The sequence below is a fragment of the Bifidobacterium aemilianum genome (genome assembly GCF_003315635.1).
In the GTDB taxonomy this organism is placed as follows: domain Bacteria; phylum Actinomycetota; class Actinomycetes; order Actinomycetales; family Bifidobacteriaceae; genus Bifidobacterium; species Bifidobacterium aemilianum.
This window is the reverse complement of record NZ_PDCG01000002.1, coordinates 111900-130109: the sequence shown is the minus strand read 5'-3', so window position 1 is coordinate 130109 and position 18210 is coordinate 111900. Positions and strand designations below refer to the sequence as shown.

The following is an 18210-nucleotide window of genomic DNA, read 5'->3' as shown; positions in this document are numbered from 1 at the left end:
CTGTGGCCCTGACTCCGGGTGAGGGATCCATCTGTAAGGGTTAGGCGCGTATTCGCTCCGCTGTGAGCCGATGGTCAGCATGATTGGTTAATGTCTAGGCTTGTGAGGAATTTTTTCAAGGGCATTTCAGTTTCGCAGATTGCCGCCGGAGCCTTGGCGGCCATGACATCCTTCTGGCTTTCAGCCAAGATCGGCATAGCCGGTTCCATTATCGGCGTGGCCATAGGTTCCATTGTCTCGGCCATAGCCTCGCAGATCTACCAGAACGTGATCAAGGTTTCTTCAGAGAAGATTCCTTTGCCGGCCTTGTCCTTGGATGATGGGGACAAGGACCAATCCGAGGCTGAAGCTCAGACGGGGGTCATCAAGTCCAATGAGAACCCAGCCGCCGGGACAGGGGAGGATGAATCCACTCGCGTCATCAGCAGTCTTGGGGCAGACGGGCTTGGGATCGGTCAGATTGCTGGCCTTGCGGCGGACCAGACTTCCGTCCTCCCCAAGGCCAGGGACGCTACCGCCCTGGGTGGGCCGAATATCACTGCTGGCGACGAGACGAGAGTGCTTGGCTCCCCGGCAGGTATGGCAGCACACCCTCGGCAGGTCTCATCGGGGCCGGGGGGAACATCGGTCAGGGTGGCCAGCCCCGCCGACGGTCGGACCCTTGGCAGCCATCAGGCCGGCCATGCCGCTTCCAAACTGACCCCCAAGGGCAAGAAGCGCCTGGCCATCGTCGTGGCCGTGGTCAGCTCCCTACTGGCGGTCCTCATCACCGCGGGTGTCATCAGCTTGGTCACCCGTGGTCAGGGTACCGATACCGTGGTCCGTGACCTGGTCGACAATTCGAGAGTGGGCACCCAGTCCCCTGAGCAAGAGCAGGATACAGGCGGCAAGCAGGCCCCCTCAACTGGTGGGAGCGACGGCCAGACGCCGAACCCCAATCAGTCCGGCAAGGATTCCAGCGGTTCATCTGAGCCAGGCAAGGGTTCGAACGGTTCCACCGACAATGGCCAGGGCAGCCAGGGATCAACTGGCGGTGGCAATGCCGATAAGTCCACAGGCTCAACCGGAGGCAGGGGTGGCAGCGGCAGCCAAGGCTCCGGTTCCACCGGAAACGATTCGGGATCAAGCTCTGGCACTGGCTCGGGGTCGGGCTCCAGCTCGACCGGTGGCGATGCTGGTACCCAGCCGGGCTCCGGACCCGGCTCCACCGGCACTGCTGGAGGCACCGGCTCCAAACACACGGATGGCAAGAATGGCAGTGGATCCTCAACAGGTGGGCCCGGTACCACTGGTGGCAATAGTCCTGGAGGCGGCCAGACCAGTGGGAGCGGCAATTAACTGTCGGCCGCACAGGGGCTGACGCTGGCTCCAACTGGATGGCGATTTGCAAGACACGCCGAGTTGCCTGCTTCGCAAGCCTGTTGTATTCTAAATGAGGTTCGTTAAGGACTAAACAAATGAATACGGGGCTATGGCGCAGCTGGTAGCGCATCTCCATGGCATGGAGGGGGTCGGGAGTTCGAATCTCCCTAGCTCCACGATTGAGGCTTCTGGGTTCTCCCGGAAGCCTTTTTCATATCTGTTTCTTGTTGTACTTGCCGCTCATGGTTCGCAAGAGGGCGAAGTCGTGCCGGTAGCGAATAGTGGCTATATCCTGTCTGACCTCCTTGAGCGCCTGCTCTGTCTGCCGCCTGGCTTCGGCCCCGAGGCTTGGATCGCGCAGACGGTCCAGTAGCTGGTCCTTGTGGCGTTCCAGGTTGATTCGCACCCTCTCGGCGTACTGGAGCGAAGGGTGGTTGATGCCCTTGCGGCGATCGGTGGTCATCGAGATGTCATCCGGTATGAAGTCATCACGCATCAGGCCGATACTAGAGATATATGGCCACGTCTGCACTGCTGATCGCTCAGGGCGCAGTTCCAAGACAAAGCATGATCGCACAGGAGCAAACCGTTTCCGCAACCTTTCCTGATTCAACAGAAGTCGCCAAGTGCTGGAAGGGTGGTGGTCCTGGTCCCGGTTCCCAGGCGCTAGCAACACTTAGCGGCACAACCGGCAGAGAGTCCCCCCCCCCCCCATCCACCAGTTGCTAGGGGAGGGAGAAGGTCGTTGGCATGATCCTAGCGGTCTGCCCTCACTAGCCGGACATGATGGCCTGCACCGTGTCTATGCGCCTGACACGGCTCATGTAGGGATATGGCAAGACCCCGTTCAGAAAGTCTGTGCGGGGTCTTGCGGTCAGTTGCTACTGTGCGTCAGAACAGTACAGGAGGCAATCAGGCGTTGACGCGGTCGATGCCGGCCTGGGTGTCGTTGAGGACCGAGTCCCAGGAGCTGATGAACTGGGCGACGCCCTCGGTCTCCAGCTTCTCGGTGACGTCCTTGATGGAGATACCCAGATCAGCCAGCTTGTTCATGATGGCATGGCTCTCCTCGTAGGTGCCCTCGATGGAGGGGGCGCCGTTGCCGTGGTCGGCCAGGGCTTCCAGGGTCTTCTCCGGCATGGTGTTGACGACACTGGGGGCGACCAGCTCGTCGACGTACATGCAGTCGGAGTAGTTGGGGTTCTTGGTGCCGGTGGAGGCCCAGAGAGGACGCTGCCTGTGGGCGCCCTTGGCTTCCAGGGCGGCCCAGCGCGAATCGGCGTCGAACTTCTTCTCGAAGAGCTCGTAGGCCAGGCGGGCGTTGGCCACAGCGGCCTTGCCCATCAGGGCCTTGGCCTCATCGGAACCGTTGGTTTCCAGGAGCTTGTCCACAGCCGTGTCGACACGGGAGACGAAGAAGGATGCCACGGAACCCATGTGCTTGAGGTCATGGCCATTCTGGTCAGCCTGGACCATGCCCTCGATGAAGGCGTCAATGACCTGCTCGTAACGCTCCAGGGAGAAGATAAGGGTGACGTTGACGGAGATGCCCTTGGCCAGGGTCTGGGTGATGGCCGGCAGGCCTTCCAGGGTGGCGGGGATCTTGATCATGGCGTTGGGGCGGTTGACCTTCTCCCAGAGCTCCACGGCCTGCTTGGCGGTGCCTTCGGTGTCGTGGGCCAGACGAGGGTCGACCTCGATGGAGACGCGGCCATCGACGAAGTCGGAATCCTCGGCGATCTGGCGGAAGATGTCGGTGGCGTTACGTACGTCGGTGGTGGTCAGCTCACGAACGGCCTCCTCGACGTCGATACGTCCCAGTTCCTTGAGCTGGGCATCGTAGGGACCGACCTGGCTCAGGGCCTTCTGGAAGATAGAGGGGTTGGTGGTCACGCCGACCACGTTCTTGTTGGCGATCAGGTCCTGAAGGGAGCCGGACTCGATGCGGGTGCGGGACAGGTCGTCCAGCCAGATCGAGACACCGGAATCGCTGGTGCGCTGTGTAGCTTCAGTCATATTTGTATTCTCCTTATATCCGGGTTCTGCGGATCGGTGTCCACAGAACCCAATGGAACAACTTTCAATGCTGGCTGTACTGGCAGGGCCATGGCTTGCCGGGACCAGCTGTGGTGGCTCAGGCCTTGGTGTCCTGAATGGATTCCTTGGCGGCCTGGACGACATGCTCAGCGGTGATGCCCAGATCGATCATGTTCTGTGAGCCGTCACCTTGCAGGCCGAACTGCTCGATGGAGATGGCCTTGCCCTTGTCACCCAGGTACTTATACCAAGGCATGGCGATGCCGGCCTCGATGGAGACACGGGCCTTGACTGCCTTGGGGAGCACGGATTCACGGTAGGCCGCATCCTGCTCCTCGAACCACTCCATGGAGGGCATGGAGACCACGCGGGCCTTGATGCCCTGGCCGGCCAGGGTCTTGGCGCCTTCGACGGCCCACTGGACCTCGGAGCCGGTGGCCATGATGATGACATCCGCAGTGCCCTCGGTGTCTACGAGGATGTAGCCACCCTTGCGCACGCCGTCCTTGGCCTTGGCTGCGGTCTCAGCCAGGGTGGGAACGCCTTGACGGGTCAGGACCATGGCGGTGGGCAGGGTCTCCTCGCGGTCGAAGAAGGCGCGGTAGGCCTCGGCGGTCTCAATGGCGTCGGCGGGGCGGACCACGTTGACCTGGGGCATGGCGCGGAAGGCGGTCAGATGCTCGATCGGCTGGTGGGTGGGGCCGTCCTCGCCCAGGGCCACGGAGTCGTGGGTCCAGACGTAGAGGTTGGGCAGCTTCATGATGGCGGCCAGGCGAACCGAGGGGCGCTCATAGTCGGAGAACTGGAAGAAGGTGCCGTTGAAGGGACGGGTGTCGGAACCCAGGAGGATGCCGTTGGTGATGGCTCCCATGGCGAACTCGCGCACACCGAAGTGCAGCTGGCGGCCGTAGGGGGAGACATCGGGCCAGGTGCGGGTGGAGACCGGGCCGAAGGACTTGGCGCCCTTGATGTTGGTGTTGTTGGAACCACCCAGGTCGGCGGAGCCGCCCCAGAGTTCGGGCATGACCTCGGCGATACCGTTGAGGACGGCACCGGAGGCCTTGCGGGTGGCGACCTTGGAGCCGGCCTCGAAGCCCTCACGGACCTTGTCGATGGCCTGGTCGAAACCTTCGGGCAGCTTGCCGGCCTTCATGCGCTCATAGAGTGCGGCCTTGTCGGGGTTGGACTGCTTCCAGGACTCGAAGCGTTGGTTCCACTCAGCGTGGGCCTGCTGGCCGCGGTCGGCGACCTGACGGGCGTGGTCCAGGGCCTCCTTGTCCACATAGAAGTTGACCTCGGGGTCGTAACCCAGTTCCTTCTTGAGACCGGCGACGGCTTCGGCTCCCAGGGCGGAACCGTGGGAGGATTCGTCGTTGGTCTTGCCGGGGGTGGGCCAGGCGATGAGGGTGTCGACCTTGATGAACTTGGGGCGGTCGGTGACCTGGGCGGCCTTGTCCAGAACCTTGACCAGGCCCTCTACGTCTTCCTTGTAGGAGCCGTCGGGCTGGATGAAGGAAAACTCGTCGGTGTACCAGCCATAGGCCTCGTAACGCTTGAGGATGTCCTCGTCAAAGGTCAGATTGCTGTCGCCCTCGATCTGGATGCGGTTGGCATCGAAGATGACCGTCAGGTTGCCCAGGCCCTGGTTGCCGGCAAGGGAGCTCGCCTCGGAGGCTACACCCTCCTGGACGTCGCCCTCACCGCAGATGACCCAGACCTTGTGGTCGAAGGGGGACTGCCCGGCAGGGCTTTCGGGGTCGAGCAGGCCACGCTCGAAGCGCTGACCGTACGCGAAGCCCACAGCGGAGGCCAGACCCTGGCCCAGAGGACCGGTGGTCATCTCGATGCCGGGGGTCAGTCCGTACTCGGGGTGTCCTGGGGTGCGGGTGTCGGCGCCGCCACGGAAGTGCTTGAGGTCGTCCAAGGACAGGTCATATCCAGAGAAGTAGAGCTGGACGTACTGGGTCAATGACGCGTGACCACCGGAGAGGATGAAGCGGTCACGGCCGGCCCACTGGGGATCCTTGGGGTCGTGCTTGATGTAGTGCTGGTAGAGCGTGTATGCGATAGGAGCCAGGGAGATGGGGGATCCGGGGTGTCCGCTGCCGGCCTTCTCGACGGCATCGGCGGAGAGAGCCTTCGCCATCTTGACGGCGCGCTCGTCCAGCTGCGACCAGGTGAAATCGGTCATAAGTGTCTGCTTTCCTTCCAATACTTCGGGTGCCTGACTGCGGCTTGTGCCGTGCCTTGCTTACCCTCACATTGCCCTTTGATTCTAGCTTTTGCAGCCGACTTTGCATTTCGGTTTTGGCTTATTTTGGTAGCTTTTGTGATGCTTCAGTGCTGTTAGCGTTCACAGTGAGCTGTATCCCATATTGCGGTCCCGGAGCCTGCCGAGGATGGCCGGGCCAGGAATCATCTATGAACGAACGTTTAGCAGTCCAACTCATAGAGTGCTAATACAATCAAAGCAGTGGACAGTTGTGCTGCATACACTGAGAGGAGGGGCATGGAACAGACAAGGCGTATGTTGATCCTGCGTGCCGTGGTGGAGGATTATATCCGTTCCCAGGAGCCGGTCGGTTCCTCGGCTCTGACCAGGAAACACCATCTGGGTGTCAGCTCGGCCACTGTCCGCAATGATATGGCGGCCCTGGAGGATATGGGGTATCTGATTCAACCCCACACCTCCGCCGGTAGAATCCCCACCGAATTGGGCTACCGTTATTTCGTCGACCGGCTCTCGACGGTCATGACCCTGTCTCCTGCCCAGAAGCGGGCCATCGGAGCCTTCCTGAACGGGTCGGTCAGCCTGCAGGACACCCTCCAACGCTCCGCCAGGCTCCTGGCATCCATCACCGGGCAGGTTGCGGTCATATCCTCACCGGCCCTATCAAAATCGGTCCTTCGGCATATGGAACTGGTGCCCCTGGCCACGGAAACCTTGCTTCTGGTGGTTATCACCGACACCGGCAGTGTGGTTCAGCACACCCTACGTGTGGACTCCCCGCCCGACCCCTCCCTTCTGGATTACTTCACCCGTAAGGTCAATGAGTCCTCCCAGGGCCTGTCCCTATCCGAGGCGGCCATGGAGGTCAGGGGTTTGGCTCTGGCTCCTGAATTCTCGGCGCTTCGGCCCCTGGCTGACGGGCTTGCAATCACCTTCGCCTCCATGGCCGAGGACGAGCAGGCGACCGATATGTATATGGCCGGGACCTCACGTCTGGCCCACCAGCAGTCGCTGAACGAATTGGCTCCCCTCTTCGACGCCCTGGAGGAGCAGGTGGTCATCATGAGGTTGATGAGTTCGCTCAGTGAGGAATCCAATGATGTTGGAGTGGCCATCGGCTCCGAGACCCATACGCCCGGCCTGCTCAACGCCTCAGTGGTCTCCAGCGGCTATGGCCATAGTTTCTCCAGCAACCGTACTGATGGCGGCACTGGGTCGGAGGGAAGCGCTCAGGCTTCTCGCGGCCCTGATCTGAGAGGGCAGAAGGCTCAGGGGTATGCAGGAGACAGGGCGCAGCCGGGAATACATAAGGTGGATACCGGGCATATCCAAGCCAGCGAACCATCCGGGGTCGCTGTCCAGGCCACGGGCGCTTCCGCCGGTCAGTCTCCCAGCCCTGACAAACCGGTGGCTTTCGTAGGGTCCATTGGGCCCACGCATATGGATTACGCCGCGACCATGACCGCGGTACGGGCGGTGGCCCGCTATCTGACGGCCCTCATTTCCCCCACCGGAGAAGAAGGCTAGGCCTGGCCGCCACCGGTCCGCCGCCGCGCTGACCGTGGACTGTGGCACAATGACTTGCGGACATCAACGACTATAAGGATGAGCATTGGCAGATTATTACGAGGTTCTGGGTGTCGAGCGGACGGCCAGTGACGATGAGATCAAGAAGGCCTATCGCAAGATGAGCCGGAAGTATCACCCGGACATCGCCGGTCCTGAGTTCGAGGACAAGTTCAAGGAGGTCAATACCGCCTATGAGGTCCTCTCGGACCCGGACAAGCGCCGGATGTATGACTCAGGCGTCGACCCCAACAATCCCAACGCCTCCGGTGGCTATGGCGGCGACTTCGACATGGGTGACATCTTCGGCCAGTTCTTCGGCTCGGCATTCGGTGGCGGTTCCCAGGGGCCGGTGCCCAGGACCCAGCCAGGCCGTGACTCCCTGGCCTCGGCCCGCATCGACCTGAAGACGGCGGTCTTCGGCGGTACGGCCCATGTGTCCATCAACACCTTCGGACTCTGCCAGCAATGCGGGGGCTCGGGCTCCGCCGACGGCAAGACGCCGGTCACCTGCCCGGACTGCCAGGGCAAGGGCATGCGGCAGAAGGTCGTTCGCACCATGCTGGGCCAGATGATGACCACCGCCCCCTGCGAGCGCTGCGAGGGCCACGGCACCATCATCTCCGACCCCTGCCCCTCCTGCCTGGGCCATGGTCGGGTGCGTTCCTCCCGTGAGGTGGGTGTCACCATTCCCGCCGGCATTGCCGATGACATGCGGCTGCGGCTGCCCCACCAGGGCGAGGTCGGTGAGGGCGGCGGCCCTGCCGGAGACCTCTACATCGACGTGCGTATCAAGCCCGACAAGCAGTTCGCCCGGGATGATGATGACCTCCATTGCTGGATTCAGGTGCCCATGAGCTGGGCCGTCTTGGGCCACGAGCTGCCGATCGACACCTTCGATGGTGAGCAGACAGTCAGCATTCCCGCCGGCTGCCAGCCCGAGCAGACCGTGGTGCTCAAGGACCTGGGTGTCACGCGAATGAACCACAAGGAGGAGCGGGGCGACCTGATCGTCCATGTCAACGTGCTCATCCCCAGCAAGCTCAACGACAAGGAGCGGGGCCTGATAGAGGCATTCGCCGAAAGCCATGATTCCGGTGCCAAGTCCATCTCCCAGACTTCCAAACCCACCGGTAGCGGTAAGAAGGGCTTCTTCAGCAAGCTCAAGGATGCCTTGGGTTGATCCCATAGGGCCCTGATATGAGAGCTCCCCGCCTGGAATGCTTTGCTGGCACTGGCGGGGACCTGTTGTCTTTTTGGCTACACTGCCTGACTGTACTTCTGTGTGTGGTCTTGACTGCACCGGCGACCCTAGCGGTGTCAGTCATTGCATTTCATAGCTGTAGCAGGGACCGGCACATCGACCGGTATTGGCTAACGTACCCGCCGCCGAAGAAGGCGCAGTGGCCGGCGATGGGGTAGAGCTGCCAGAGGGTGGTCCGCTGCTGCCAGCCGGCCTTCAGGGGGTGGGCCGATTGGTAGCCCTCGATGATCTCATGCAGGTAGGATGCACCGAAGAGGTCCAGCATGGCCAGGTCCTCCTCCCGGTGGCCGCCATGGGCGGCCGGGTCGATCAGCACCGCCTGGCATTCATCCTGGTCGGCCGTCCACATGAGGTTGCCGCTCCACAGGTCGCCGTGGACCCGTGCCGGCTTGTCGTCGGCCGCGCCGCCCAGTATCTGCGGCAGGAGGTCGATGACCTGCTGGGTGAGTCCCATATCCTTCTGGCCCAGAATCCCGCGTCGCATGGCTATCTCAACCATGGGGATCAGCCGTCCATGGGCCAGGTAGCTGGCTGGATCGGTCCATTGGCCAGTATCCATGGGCACCGGGTCCTGGAGGGGTCCAAAGTAGCAGCTTCCAGTGTAGCCGGCCGGGGGGGCACCGAAGAAGTCTGCGCCGGCATCGTGCATATGGGCCAGCTGCCGGCCGAAGTCCCGGGCCGCCTTGGCCGTGGGGGAGGCTGAGGAGACCTGTTCGATGTCCAACCAGTCCTTGCCCCAACCGTAGACCTTGACGACCCGTGGGCCTCCCTGTTCCTGGGCCTGACCCAGCCATTCGAGCCCGCGGCCCTCGCATTCAAAGAAACCCTCGGGTGCGAAAGCCCTGCTCTTGCGATAGGTTGCCATGTCAACACCTTTCTCTCCTGCCGCCCGGCTTGGCCTGCCCGGAAACACTGGCGACGCTTGGCTTCAGAGTCAGAACCACCATGCAGGTCGCCATGCCGGCTGTCTCAATTGTGTGCGCGATATGAGACAATATCGACCGTCCCTCGTGCTTGTGGGGCATATGTGAGTAGGCTGGTTACAGCTAAAAGCTTGGAACCGGCATGACCGGTATGAGAAAATGAGGAAGCATGAGTTTTGTTGAGGCCATCATTCTGGGCTTGGTGCAGGCGCTTACTGAGTACCTGCCTGTATCGTCAAGCGCCCACATCCGCATCATCGGCGACCTGATGCTGGGCTCGGACCCTGGAGCGGCCTTCACGGCCATCATCCAGCTGGGCACCGAGCTGGCCGTGCTGCTCTACTTCCGCCATGACATAGTCCGAATCCTCTCCCACTGGTTCTCCTGCCTCTTCGGCAGGAACGGCAGCGATCTCAAGTCGCGGATGGGCCAGGGTGACAAGGACGCCTCCCTGGGCTGGTACATCATCATCGGCACCCTGCCCATCGCCATCGTGGGCTTCCTCTTCCAGCACACCATTGAGACGACCCTGAGGAACCTGTGGATCACTGTGGCCATGCTCCTGCTCTTCGGCATCCTCCTGTGGGTGGTTGACGAGAGGGCCAAGCAGACCAAGACCATTGAGGAGATGAACCCAAAGGAGGCCCTGATCTTCGGCCTGGGCCAGATGCTGGCCCTGATCCCTGGCGTCTCCCGTTCCGGCGGCACCATCACCTTCGGGCGGGCCATGGGCTACACCCGTGAGGCGGCGGTACGGGTCAGCTTCCTCATGGCCATACCGGCCGTCTTCGCGGCAGGCCTCCTAGAGGCCTACAAGGCCATACGAGACATCAAGTCAGACGTCATGTTCCCAGGCTGGGGGGCCACCATCGCCGCCACCATAGTCAGCTTCCTGGTTGGCTATGTGGTCATCATCGGCTTCCTCAAGTTCGTGTCGACCTTCTCCTATAAGGCCTTTGCTATTTATAGGATCTGCCTGGCCGTAGTCGTCGCCATCCTGTTGATCAGCAAGGTCCTGCCGGCCACCGAGTTGGCCTCCGCCTCGGCCTTTGTGGCCAACCTGCCGGTTGCCGCCGGAGCCTGAGCGCCCCTATCCGGCTTATCGGCGATCAAGTAAACGATAAGATGGCTGCCTGCCTTGCTTTAGGCGCAAGGCAGGCAGCCGGCTTATCGTTTAGCGGCAGTGAGCAGCCGTGAATGGGTTGCTTGATTCCTTGGGACTTGGACCTTGCTGGCTAGTGGCTTTGGGACTCAGCTCGCCCATGAGCGATAGCAACCCTACGTTGAGATTGGCGAACAGCACAGTCCTGACTCACTCACCCATGCGTGAGAGGAACTCCTCGGCCTCCTTGACCAGCTGCTGAGCCTGGGGGGCCCCGAAATCAGCCAAACGGTTGGCCTCCTCCTGCATGTCATACTCATGCTCAAGGTGCCTGACATACTCCTGTAGCTCATCATTGCAGCGGGTGAGCACATCTGCCTGGGCCTTCCAACGGGCCGCCTTTCCCGGCAGATCCGCAGTGTCCAGGTTAACGCCCAGCAGGCTTGACAGGCTTCCCAGCATCTGCAGGCTGGCCTGCGCGCATTCGTCACTGCCCAGGTATTGGGGAATCGAGACCCAGATGCTGGCTGTGTCCAAGCCGTCCTCGTCGGCCATGGCATTGAGAACGGAGGGAAGGCCTACAGGGCCATTGTATTCCCTGTCGGCGGGGGACTCGTTGCCGTGTTCGGACAGCGATACGGGTAGGGCACGGGTGTGGGGGCAATCGTCAAACATGGACCCCAGGGTGATGATCTGGTCGACCTCGAATTCCGCAGCCATGGCCAAGCTCCGCTGGCAATATTCCTTCCAATGGTAATTGGGTTCGGGTGCCAGTTGGGCGAAGATGTGCCGTTCAGGGGAGATGTGGATCTCATAGAAGGCGGTCTGCGGCCATATGATCCGGGAACTGCCGGTCACATGGCAGAGCATGGGGCGGGTGGTCTGGTAGTCGTAGAAGTCATCGCAGTCCATGCTCCTGACCTCATGGGATTCATAATGCGTCAGCAGATGACGGACAAGGTTGGTTGATGCCTGACAGGCGTCATTCCAGCCTCCGAATGCAGCCAGCATCACTGTTTTCGGTGTCTCGTCTTCTTCTCTCATGCTCCCCAATCTAGCTGAAGCCTTCCCGCCCACGGGTGTCTTCCGCCACGGGTGAATCACCTCTGGGGCAAAATCTCGCCAGACAAGAGGGACTTTTCCCTCCTGAATGGTCTCTGCCTACAGGTCGGTCCATGGCTGGGCAAGCGGCGCGTAGGCCGGTAATAGGGCCACGACACGCGTCATTGGACAAGAGTGAAGCTAGCCGTTATAGTATCTTCTTGTGCTTCGGCAGTAGCAAGCGGCCGGAAATCATGCGGACATAGCTTAGTTGGTAAAGCGCGACCTTGCCAAGGTCGAGACCGCGGGTTCGAGTCCCGTTGTCCGCTCGAGGTCAGAAGAGTTGACGACCTATCGGTGGGTTAGCCAAGCGGTTAGGCAGCGGCCTGCAAAGCCGTATAGACGAGTTCGACTCTCGTACCCACCTCTTGGTGAGGAATGTAAGTTCCCCATCACGGAAGACCCGGGCGGTTGGCGCAGTGGTAGCGCACTTCCCTGACACGGAAGGGGTCACAAGTTCGAATCTTGTATCGCCCACGGAAATCGGAGGAGACTCCGATTTTTGATTATTGGCCCCAGCGGTCAGTAGCCACGTTTGCAATCTGGGTGATTGGCGCAGCGGCTAGCGCACTTCCTTCACACGGAAGGGGTCGTAGGTTCGATTCCTACATCACCCACCAGATTCGTCTACTGGGCATTCGCCCTCATCCATACTGCTGATGCACCCTCATGCGGCTCATACTTTTGGCCTATGGCCCTCACCATTCACCTTCCCTAGTCTGAGGCCTAAGAGTTCATCGGGGCAGGTTCCTTCCAGTACCATAGATGAGGATTGCTTATGGATACGGATGTGCGTCAGGGCACTATGGTCGAAGCCGATGGGCTTGCCAAGAATTTTGTCTCAGGTGATGGTTCAGCAACCAGGGTCTTGGATGTTGTCCGCTTTGCTGCAGGAGGAGGGATGACGGCCATCGCCGGTCCCTCCGGTTGCGGCAAAAGCATACTGCTCTATTGTCTCTCGGGTCTGGAGGCGCCCTGCAGGGGCAGTGTGCGGGTGCTGGTGGAGGACCTGTCCGCCAAGGACCAGCGTGGCCTGGCCATCTTTCGCCGGGCCCATATCGGCTTCGTTTTTCAGTCCTACAATCTTGTCCCCGCCATGTCGGTCCTGGACAATGTCATGCCGCCGCTGACCTTGGCCGGCCGCAAGGCTGAACCGGGTCGGCTGTCGGCCCGTATGTCACGTTTTCGATTGATCGGGCATGATGACGACATGGCCTGATCCCTGTCAGGTGGTGAGCAGCATCGGGTCGCCCTGATTCACACCCTGCTGGCCGACTCCGCTGTGGTGTTCGCCGACGAACCCACTGGGGCCCTTGACCCAGACACAGGTTTGCTGGTCTTCGACGGGTTGGCGGCCTTCGCCCACCAGCCCGGCAAGTGCCTCATCGTGGTCACCCACGATCCTGGGTTGGCAAGTCAGTGCGATGTTGTCTACCGGATGGTGGACGGCCACCTGGCAACGTTCCCCATGGAGCACAGGCACTCTGATGGCAGGTTGTCGGGCTGCCGCGCAAGGCGGGGAGTGCGAAGCCACGTCTCTGGTCCCGCTCCTGGACTCCCTAGGAAAGGGGTGGAAGTATGACGTGGGTGTATAGCGACCTGAAAGCCAACAAGGGCATATGGTCCGGAGTCCTTCTCGTGTTGGTGGTTATCCAGACGAACCTGTGCTCCCTGTTGTGAGCCCGGGTGTCGCGGACTACTATGCAGGTTTCCTGGCAAGACCGGGGAGGAGGCCAAGCATCTCGTCTCTGCCCTGAGCATGGACAATGCCACGGCTGTGGTGCTGGGAGGTCTGGTCATTGCCATGACGCTTTAAGCGTCGATTCGCCAGCGGCGGCAAGGCCTGGCCCTACTGTCGCTGCTGGGGGCCACAGCTCGGCAGGTGCTTTTCTACACACTGGCCCAGGTGGCTGTGCTGACACTGCTGGCATCCCTGGTTGGTGTGCTGTTGGCGCCGACGCTGGCCCCAATGATCATGCGTTTCCATGTCTCAGTGTTCGGCCTGTCTCAATCCTTTGCCTTCGCCTGGCATGGTCTTCCATCACATGCCTTGCTCGGATTGGCTATTGGCTTACTTACGGCATTCGTGGCCGCCCGCAGGACGCTCAAGGACCTGAAGGAGATGGTTCCAGTCCAATCGCTACGGCAAGCTGTCAGCGAACTCCCTTCGAGCAAGCATGGGAATAGGCGAGGCCTGATTTCCCTCTGCCTGGCTCTGGTTTTTCTTCTGCTGCCGGCCGTCAGCTCCCTTCAGTTGGCCATGAGGAATTCCGCAAGCCTCACTGTCGAGCAGGTAATGAACACCTTGACACCAGTGGGCCCGGAACTTGTCTTGGCCATCATCCTCCTGCTGGTGGCTCTGGCCCGTTCTGGTGGGACTGTCATCGGCTGGGGTACCAGGTTCTGGACCCGCTTGGTCCCCGTCGCCTCGCCAGTGTGGAAGATAGCCCGGGCCCAGGCAGTGGTAAGAAGCCGGGGCCGGCCCTTCGGCTCCACCATCGTCTCCCTGACGGCCTGCCTGCTTCTGGTCGGCGGCATCTTCTCCTCGACGGGAACCATGGCGGTCTCCCTGCAGTTGGTCACCGCCTTCTGGGCAGCCCTGCTGATTGCCTTGGTCGGTGCTGTGGCCAGCTTTGTCATCTCCTCCAAGTAACGTAAGCTGGACCTGGCCCTGGTGTAGATCTCGGGCGCCGGCCCTGGCCAGCTACTGGCCCTGTGGCCTTGGACGGTCTCATCCTCATGGTCACCGGCATACTGGTGGCGGCCTCTGCCACGCTTCTGGTTGGTGTCCTTACGGCAGTGGCCTTCCTGCCCATGTCGGGCAGCTTGCGTCTGGCCTTCCCCTGGCAGCTCTTCCTTACCTTGGGCCTGCCAATCGTAGCCACCGGCACACTCTCCACCCTCTTCACCGCGCGAACGACCTTGAGGCAACCGGCCATCAGCGTCATCCGGAAGGCTGTAGGGGAGTAGCCGGGGGCAGGGCCTGGCGGAGCTAAGGGTAATGGACTGATGGGGACAGCCTCCAGGTCTAGGCAAACCCCTCTGGTGTCCGTGACCCCGGAACCGGGGCAAGCTTTTGCGCTTCCATCAGTTTCTTGGACGCGGGGATTGAGTAGATACGGTCGACCGGAACCTAGTGCAGGCTTTTTCAGGAATCTTCGATCGGGCACTAGTACTTGCATGGAATAGACACTAGAGTATAGAGTGTCAATATTGTCGATGAATCAGTGCTGATATGTGCGGGGTAAGTTTTCCTTGCCACATGGTTGTGGTCGGAACATCTGGAGTGGTGAGATTCATCCAGCGAACTGTCATAACGTCAAAGCGCTTGGAAAGGATCCGATATGGCCGAACAAGCAGCAGAGAGCCTGGAGGGCTGGTACTGCCTTCACCTCTTCTGGAAGATGGACTGGTCTCGATGGAGAAAACTGACGGATCCGGAACGCGAAAGCCTCCTGCAAGACTTCCGCCTACGCCTGGAGGAATTCGCCGGGCTGGACCGCCAAGGCCAGGGCTGTCATTACCTCTTCAAGGTCATAGGTCAGAAGGCCGACCTGGGGCTCATGGTGCTCAGGCAGGACTTGGGGGAGCTCGCGGACCTGACCGATGAGCTAGGCAAGCTGCCCCTCTTTGATTACTTCGATGACGTTCTTTCCTTCCTATCCGTCACGGAAGTGGGACTCTACGGCGGCAAGCCCCAGTCCGAACGTGCCTGGGCCCATGTCGACGCCGCGCTTCATCCCGCCGTTCCCACCGAGCCCTACATATGCTTCTACCCCATGTCCAAACTGCGCTTGCCGGATGCCAACTGGTACACCCTGCCCTACGAGCAGCGACAGGCCTATATGAAGGACCATGGACTCATTGGCCGTTCCTACGCCGGTAGGGTGTCCATCATCCTGACCGGGGCCATTGGCCTCGACGACCATGAGTGGGGCGTCTCGCTCTTCGCCCAGGACCCGCTTGAGTTCAAGAAGATCGTCACTGAGATGCGCTACATAGAGGCCAGTTCCATATACGGCGACTTCCCCTACTTCCTTGTCGGCCAGCACCTAGACACCGATGCCTTGGGAGCCCTCCTTCTGGAAGGTCTGGCCTCGTGAGTAACACACAAGCTGATTCCCCGAGGGCGCAAGTCAAGGCGCCGATATGGTTCTTCATGGTCATAGTCTTCATCACGCAGTTGGATGGTGGGGCCCTGCCAACCATGCTGCCGGCCATCACCCGCAGCTTTGACCTATCGACCATGGGTTCCTCCTGGGTGGTGGGTATCTACACCCTTGGCTTGGTGGCGGCCACTCCCATCACCTCCAATCTTTCCGACAGTCATGGGCGAAGGAAGGTCTTCCTTTGGGAACTGGCCCTCTGGTTCTGCGGCTGCCTTATCTCGGCCCTGGCACCTGTCTTTCCTGTCATGCTCCTGGGACGCTTCATCCAATCAGCGGGTGACAGTGGCATTATGGTCCTTTCCATGAGTGTGCTCCTGGAGCAAGCACGGCATGACAACCAGGGCAGGAGGGTCTCGCGGGTGGGTGTCATCGCAGGCCTATCGGCTATGGTGGCCCCCGTGTTCTCAGGCATGCTTATGGGGTTCACCCATAGCTGGCGGGCCTACTTTCTGGTCATGCTGCCCTTTCTGCTGGTGCTCTTCCTGCTGACCTGGAAGCTGATGGGCAAGGAGAAAGTCGGTAAGCATTGGGATACCGACTATCTTGGACTGACCTCCTTCACCCTGGCCCTGACCTGCCTGATGGTTGGCATAACCTTCCTGCGCCAGGAGCGGGCATATCTGCCGCTCATCCTGGGCTGCCTCCTGGTCTCTCTGGTCTCCGGGGCGGTCTTCATATGGCACGAGAGAAGGCTTTTGGGTACGGTCATGCCTTTCCTGCCCATGAACCTACTGCGCAAGCCCGCTTATACGCTCACCATCCTGCTGGGCATGGTCGGCGGCATGTTCTTCTCCCTCTTCACCTACATCCCCACCTATGTGCATACCATATTCGGCCTTCCCATCCGCAGCGCCGGAACGGTCATGACGGCGGTGGGCCTGGGTTCCATAATCGGCTCCTGGCTGGGAGGACTGCTGATTGACCGTTGGGGTGAACGGTTCACCCTGGTCTTCTCCAGTTCCCTGATCGGTCTGGCCTCCCTGGCCATCACCCTGACCCTCTGGAGCCTTCCCCTCTTCGTGCTCTTCTCCCTCGCGCTGGGGATTGCCATGGGGTCGCTCATGTCCGCGCCCCTGCAGGTCATTGTGGGCCGGTTGGCTGGGCAGGACCAGCGAATGCAGGCCATTGGAGGCCTGTCCACCACCAAGAAAATCGGCACTGCCATCGCTCCTCTGATATTTGCCCTAGCCATTGAGGCCGGCAAGGTCGGAGGTACAGCTACCTTGGGTTCCTACCGCAACATGTTCCTGATCTCCTGTGGCCTAGCGGTTCTATCCCTACTTATCATCATTCCCATCCCCTTTGCATCGAAAGAGCAATCATGACTTCAACAAGCGCATCCTCACCCCAAACCGCCGTACTCCTTATGGCCTATGGCACTCCCTACCGGGAGGAGGACATCGAAGGTTACTACACCAATATCCGGCACGGTCAGCGCCCTCCCCAACCCCTCTATGATCAGCTGCTCGGTCGGTATCAGGCCATAGGGCTGCCTTCCCCGCTGGCCAAGATCACCCAGGACCAGGGCCAGGGTCTCCAGACCCTGCTGGATGCCCAGTCGCCGGGCAAGTACCGGGTCTATGTAGGGTTGAAGTACATCAGCCCCTTCATTGCCGAGGCTGTCGGGCAGATAGCGGCCGACGGCATCAACGAAATCATCGGCTTGCCCCTGGCCCCTGAATACTCCAGCTACTCCAGTGAGGATTATCACCTGCGCGCCAAGGCGGCGCTTGAGGACCACCCGGGCATCTCCTACCTGCCGGTGGGCAGCTGGTGGAAGCATTCGGACCTGATTGATTTCTGGGCGGACCAACTCATCGCCTTGGGCCATGAGACCGACCGTGATGATGCCATGGTCATCTTCAGCGCACATAGCCTGCCCATGCGCATCATTGAGGGCGGTGACCCCTACCAGCAGGAGGTCATCGACTTCATGGAGGCCATCGCCGCCAAGGCCGACTTGCCGGCAGACCACTACACCCTGGCCTGGCAGAGCGCAGGGCGGACCGAGGAACCCTGGATCGGGCCGGACTTTGTGACCGTGGCCAAGGATCTGATTGCCAGCCATGGCAAGAAGACCATCATCTCGGCGTCCATTGGCTTCATCTCCGATAATCTGGAGATTTCCTATGATGTGGACATTGAACTCGCCAATGCCATCAGGCAGGCCGGGGGTTCGCTGGTCAGGCTCAGGATGCCCAATACCGACCCCCAGCTCCTGGCCACCCTCAAGGAAAGCGTGCTGGAGGCCGATGGCCGGTCCTAGCCAGCGCTGTAGGCTCGGTGGCCGTCAAGCAAGCGGTCTCACCGTTGCTTTGGGCACCAAGGTATTGCCAGCCTTGGTGCCACTGGGCCGCCTGGTCCACCACGGCAGCTGTGAACCCTCCAGGGAAGGGAAAATCAGGACGGCAAGGATGATGGTCATCAATAGAGCGTAAAGACAGGGATATGGCAGG

General features: G+C 60.8%; 15 protein-coding genes, 5 tRNA genes and 2 pseudogenes. 16 read left to right on the top strand and 6 right to left on the bottom strand.

Annotated elements, in window-relative coordinates:
* The first annotated feature begins 102 nt into the window (after positions 1 to 102).
* Together CRD60_RS02650 and CRD60_RS02645 are read left to right on the top strand one after the other, a co-directional pair.
* Positions 103 to 1338, top strand: coding sequence for a hypothetical protein (locus CRD60_RS02650; protein ID WP_113859771.1), 1236 nt, complete (start codon positions 103 to 105; stop codon positions 1336 to 1338).
* Between the two features lie 127 nt (positions 1339 to 1465).
* A tRNA-Ala gene (locus CRD60_RS02645) sits at positions 1466 to 1538 on the top strand.
* 35 nt (positions 1539 to 1573) lie between these two features.
* On the opposite strand, the gene CRD60_RS02640 is transcribed toward CRD60_RS02645, so the two are convergent.
* From CRD60_RS02640 to tkt, 3 genes are all read right to left on the bottom strand, one after another.
* On the bottom strand, positions 1574 to 1825 hold the full coding sequence (locus CRD60_RS02640) for a hypothetical protein (RefSeq protein ID WP_127975627.1): 252 nt from the start codon (positions 1823 to 1825) through the stop codon (positions 1574 to 1576).
* 449 nt (positions 1826 to 2274) lie between these two features.
* Positions 2275 to 3378 (bottom strand): transaldolase, encoded by a 1104-nt coding sequence (tal, locus tag CRD60_RS02635; protein WP_113859769.1) that lies wholly within the window; start codon positions 3376 to 3378, stop codon positions 2275 to 2277.
* Positions 3379 to 3496: 118 nt separating this feature from the next.
* Positions 3497 to 5590, bottom strand: coding sequence for a transketolase (tkt, locus tag CRD60_RS02630; protein ID WP_113859768.1), 2094 nt, complete (start codon positions 5588 to 5590; stop codon positions 3497 to 3499).
* Positions 5591 to 5908: 318 nt separating this feature from the next.
* On the opposite strand from tkt, the pseudogene hrcA reads away from it, so the two are divergent.
* From hrcA to dnaJ, 3 genes and pseudogenes are all read left to right on the top strand, one after another.
* Positions 5909 to 6835 (top strand): annotated as a pseudogene (gene hrcA, locus CRD60_RS02625) (heat-inducible transcriptional repressor HrcA); the annotation flags it as partial.
* A gap of 198 nt (positions 6836 to 7033) precedes the next feature.
* Positions 7034 to 7156, top strand: a pseudogene (locus CRD60_RS09395) (heat-inducible transcriptional repressor HrcA); the annotation flags it as partial.
* Positions 7157 to 7241: 85 nt separating this feature from the next.
* Positions 7242 to 8378: a molecular chaperone DnaJ gene (dnaJ, locus tag CRD60_RS02620; RefSeq protein WP_113859766.1), complete on the top strand. Its 1137-nt coding sequence runs from the start codon at positions 7242 to 7244 to the stop codon at positions 8376 to 8378.
* Between the two features lie 151 nt (positions 8379 to 8529).
* Here the strand turns inward: dnaJ and CRD60_RS02615 are convergent, their stop codons facing one another.
* Positions 8530 to 9324: a fructosamine kinase family protein gene (locus tag CRD60_RS02615; RefSeq protein ID WP_113859765.1), complete on the bottom strand. Its 795-nt coding sequence runs from the start codon at positions 9322 to 9324 to the stop codon at positions 8530 to 8532.
* A gap of 227 nt (positions 9325 to 9551) precedes the next feature.
* On the opposite strand from CRD60_RS02615, the gene CRD60_RS02610 reads away from it, so the two are divergent.
* The gene (locus tag CRD60_RS02610) at positions 9552 to 10466 is read left to right on the top strand and encodes an undecaprenyl-diphosphate phosphatase (RefSeq protein WP_113859764.1); all 915 of its coding nucleotides are present in this window, start codon (positions 9552 to 9554) and stop codon (positions 10464 to 10466) included.
* A gap of 228 nt (positions 10467 to 10694) precedes the next feature.
* Here CRD60_RS02610 and CRD60_RS02605 read toward each other — a convergent pair whose 3' ends face one another.
* Positions 10695 to 11528, bottom strand: coding sequence for a PAC2 family protein (locus CRD60_RS02605; RefSeq protein ID WP_407923160.1), 834 nt, complete (start codon positions 11526 to 11528; stop codon positions 10695 to 10697).
* Between the two features lie 253 nt (positions 11529 to 11781).
* Between CRD60_RS02605 and CRD60_RS02600 the strand changes: the two genes are divergently transcribed.
* From CRD60_RS02600 to CRD60_RS02580, 5 genes are all read left to right on the top strand, one after another.
* A tRNA-Gly gene (locus CRD60_RS02600) sits at positions 11782 to 11854 on the top strand.
* Between the two features lie 27 nt (positions 11855 to 11881).
* A tRNA-Cys gene (locus CRD60_RS02595) sits at positions 11882 to 11952 on the top strand.
* Between the two features lie 38 nt (positions 11953 to 11990).
* Positions 11991 to 12062: transfer RNA gene (locus CRD60_RS02590), tRNA-Val, on the top strand.
* Positions 12063 to 12129: 67 nt separating this feature from the next.
* Positions 12130 to 12205, top strand: a tRNA-Val gene (locus CRD60_RS02585).
* Between the two features lie 158 nt (positions 12206 to 12363).
* A complete protein-coding gene (locus CRD60_RS02580) occupies positions 12364 to 12804 on the top strand; it encodes an ATP-binding cassette domain-containing protein (protein ID WP_113859762.1) in 441 nt (146 codons plus the stop codon).
* 6 nt (positions 12805 to 12810) lie between these two features.
* Here CRD60_RS02580 and CRD60_RS02575 read toward each other — a convergent pair whose 3' ends face one another.
* A complete protein-coding gene (locus CRD60_RS02575; RefSeq protein ID WP_127975626.1) occupies positions 12811 to 13038 on the bottom strand; it encodes a hypothetical protein in 228 nt (75 codons plus the stop codon).
* 369 nt (positions 13039 to 13407) lie between these two features.
* Here CRD60_RS02575 and CRD60_RS02570 point away from each other — a divergent pair, with 369 nt between their 5' ends.
* The 5 genes from CRD60_RS02570 to hemH all read left to right on the top strand — a co-directional run bounded on the left by CRD60_RS02570 (position 13408) and on the right by hemH (position 18020).
* Positions 13408 to 14238 carry an FtsX-like permease family protein gene (locus CRD60_RS02570; protein ID WP_113859760.1) on the top strand — a complete coding sequence of 277 codons (831 nt, stop codon included), beginning with the start codon at positions 13408 to 13410 and terminating at the stop codon, positions 14236 to 14238.
* Positions 14239 to 14300: 62 nt separating this feature from the next.
* The gene (locus CRD60_RS02565) at positions 14301 to 14555 is read left to right on the top strand and encodes a hypothetical protein (protein WP_113859759.1); all 255 of its coding nucleotides are present in this window, start codon (positions 14301 to 14303) and stop codon (positions 14553 to 14555) included.
* 374 nt (positions 14556 to 14929) lie between these two features.
* Entirely contained in the window at positions 14930 to 15688 is a 759-nt protein-coding gene (gene hemQ, locus CRD60_RS02560) for a hydrogen peroxide-dependent heme synthase (RefSeq protein WP_113859758.1), read from the top strand.
* Complete coding sequence (locus tag CRD60_RS02555; RefSeq protein WP_236630788.1) at positions 15685 to 17079, top strand: MFS transporter; 1395 nt, start codon at positions 15685 to 15687, stop codon at positions 17077 to 17079. Before hemQ ends, CRD60_RS02555 begins: the two co-directional genes overlap by 4 nt.
* Positions 17076 to 18020 (top strand): ferrochelatase, encoded by a 945-nt coding sequence (gene hemH / locus CRD60_RS02550; protein ID WP_113859756.1) that lies wholly within the window; start codon positions 17076 to 17078, stop codon positions 18018 to 18020. The genes CRD60_RS02555 and hemH overlap by 4 nt, the downstream gene beginning before the upstream one ends.
* Positions 18021 to 18210 lie beyond the last annotated feature (190 nt).

Bases quoted from the DNA above. Each gene is read 5' to 3' on its own strand.
- CRD60_RS02640 (WP_127975627.1), bottom strand. From the start codon at position 1,825: ATGACCACCGATCGCCGCAAGGGCATCAACCACCCTTCGCTCCAGTAC.
- tal (WP_113859769.1), bottom strand. From the start codon at position 3,378: ATGACTGAAGCTACACAGCGCACCAGCGATTCCGGTGTCTCGATCTGG.
- tkt (WP_113859768.1), bottom strand. From the start codon at position 5,590: ATGACCGATTTCACCTGGTCGCAGCTGGACGAGCGCGCCGTCAAGATG.
- CRD60_RS02615 (WP_113859765.1), bottom strand. From the start codon at position 9,324: ATGGCAACCTATCGCAAGAGCAGGGCTTTCGCACCCGAGGGTTTCTTT.
- CRD60_RS02610 (WP_113859764.1), top strand. From the start codon at position 9,552: ATGAGTTTTGTTGAGGCCATCATTCTGGGCTTGGTGCAGGCGCTTACT.
- CRD60_RS02605 (WP_407923160.1), bottom strand. From the start codon at position 11,528: ATGAGAGAAGAAGACGAGACACCGAAAACAGTGATGCTGGCTGCATTC.
- CRD60_RS02580 (WP_113859762.1), top strand. From the start codon at position 12,364: ATGGATACGGATGTGCGTCAGGGCACTATGGTCGAAGCCGATGGGCTT.
- hemQ (WP_113859758.1), top strand. From the start codon at position 14,930: ATGGCCGAACAAGCAGCAGAGAGCCTGGAGGGCTGGTACTGCCTTCAC.
- hemH (WP_113859756.1), top strand. From the start codon at position 17,076: ATGACTTCAACAAGCGCATCCTCACCCCAAACCGCCGTACTCCTTATG.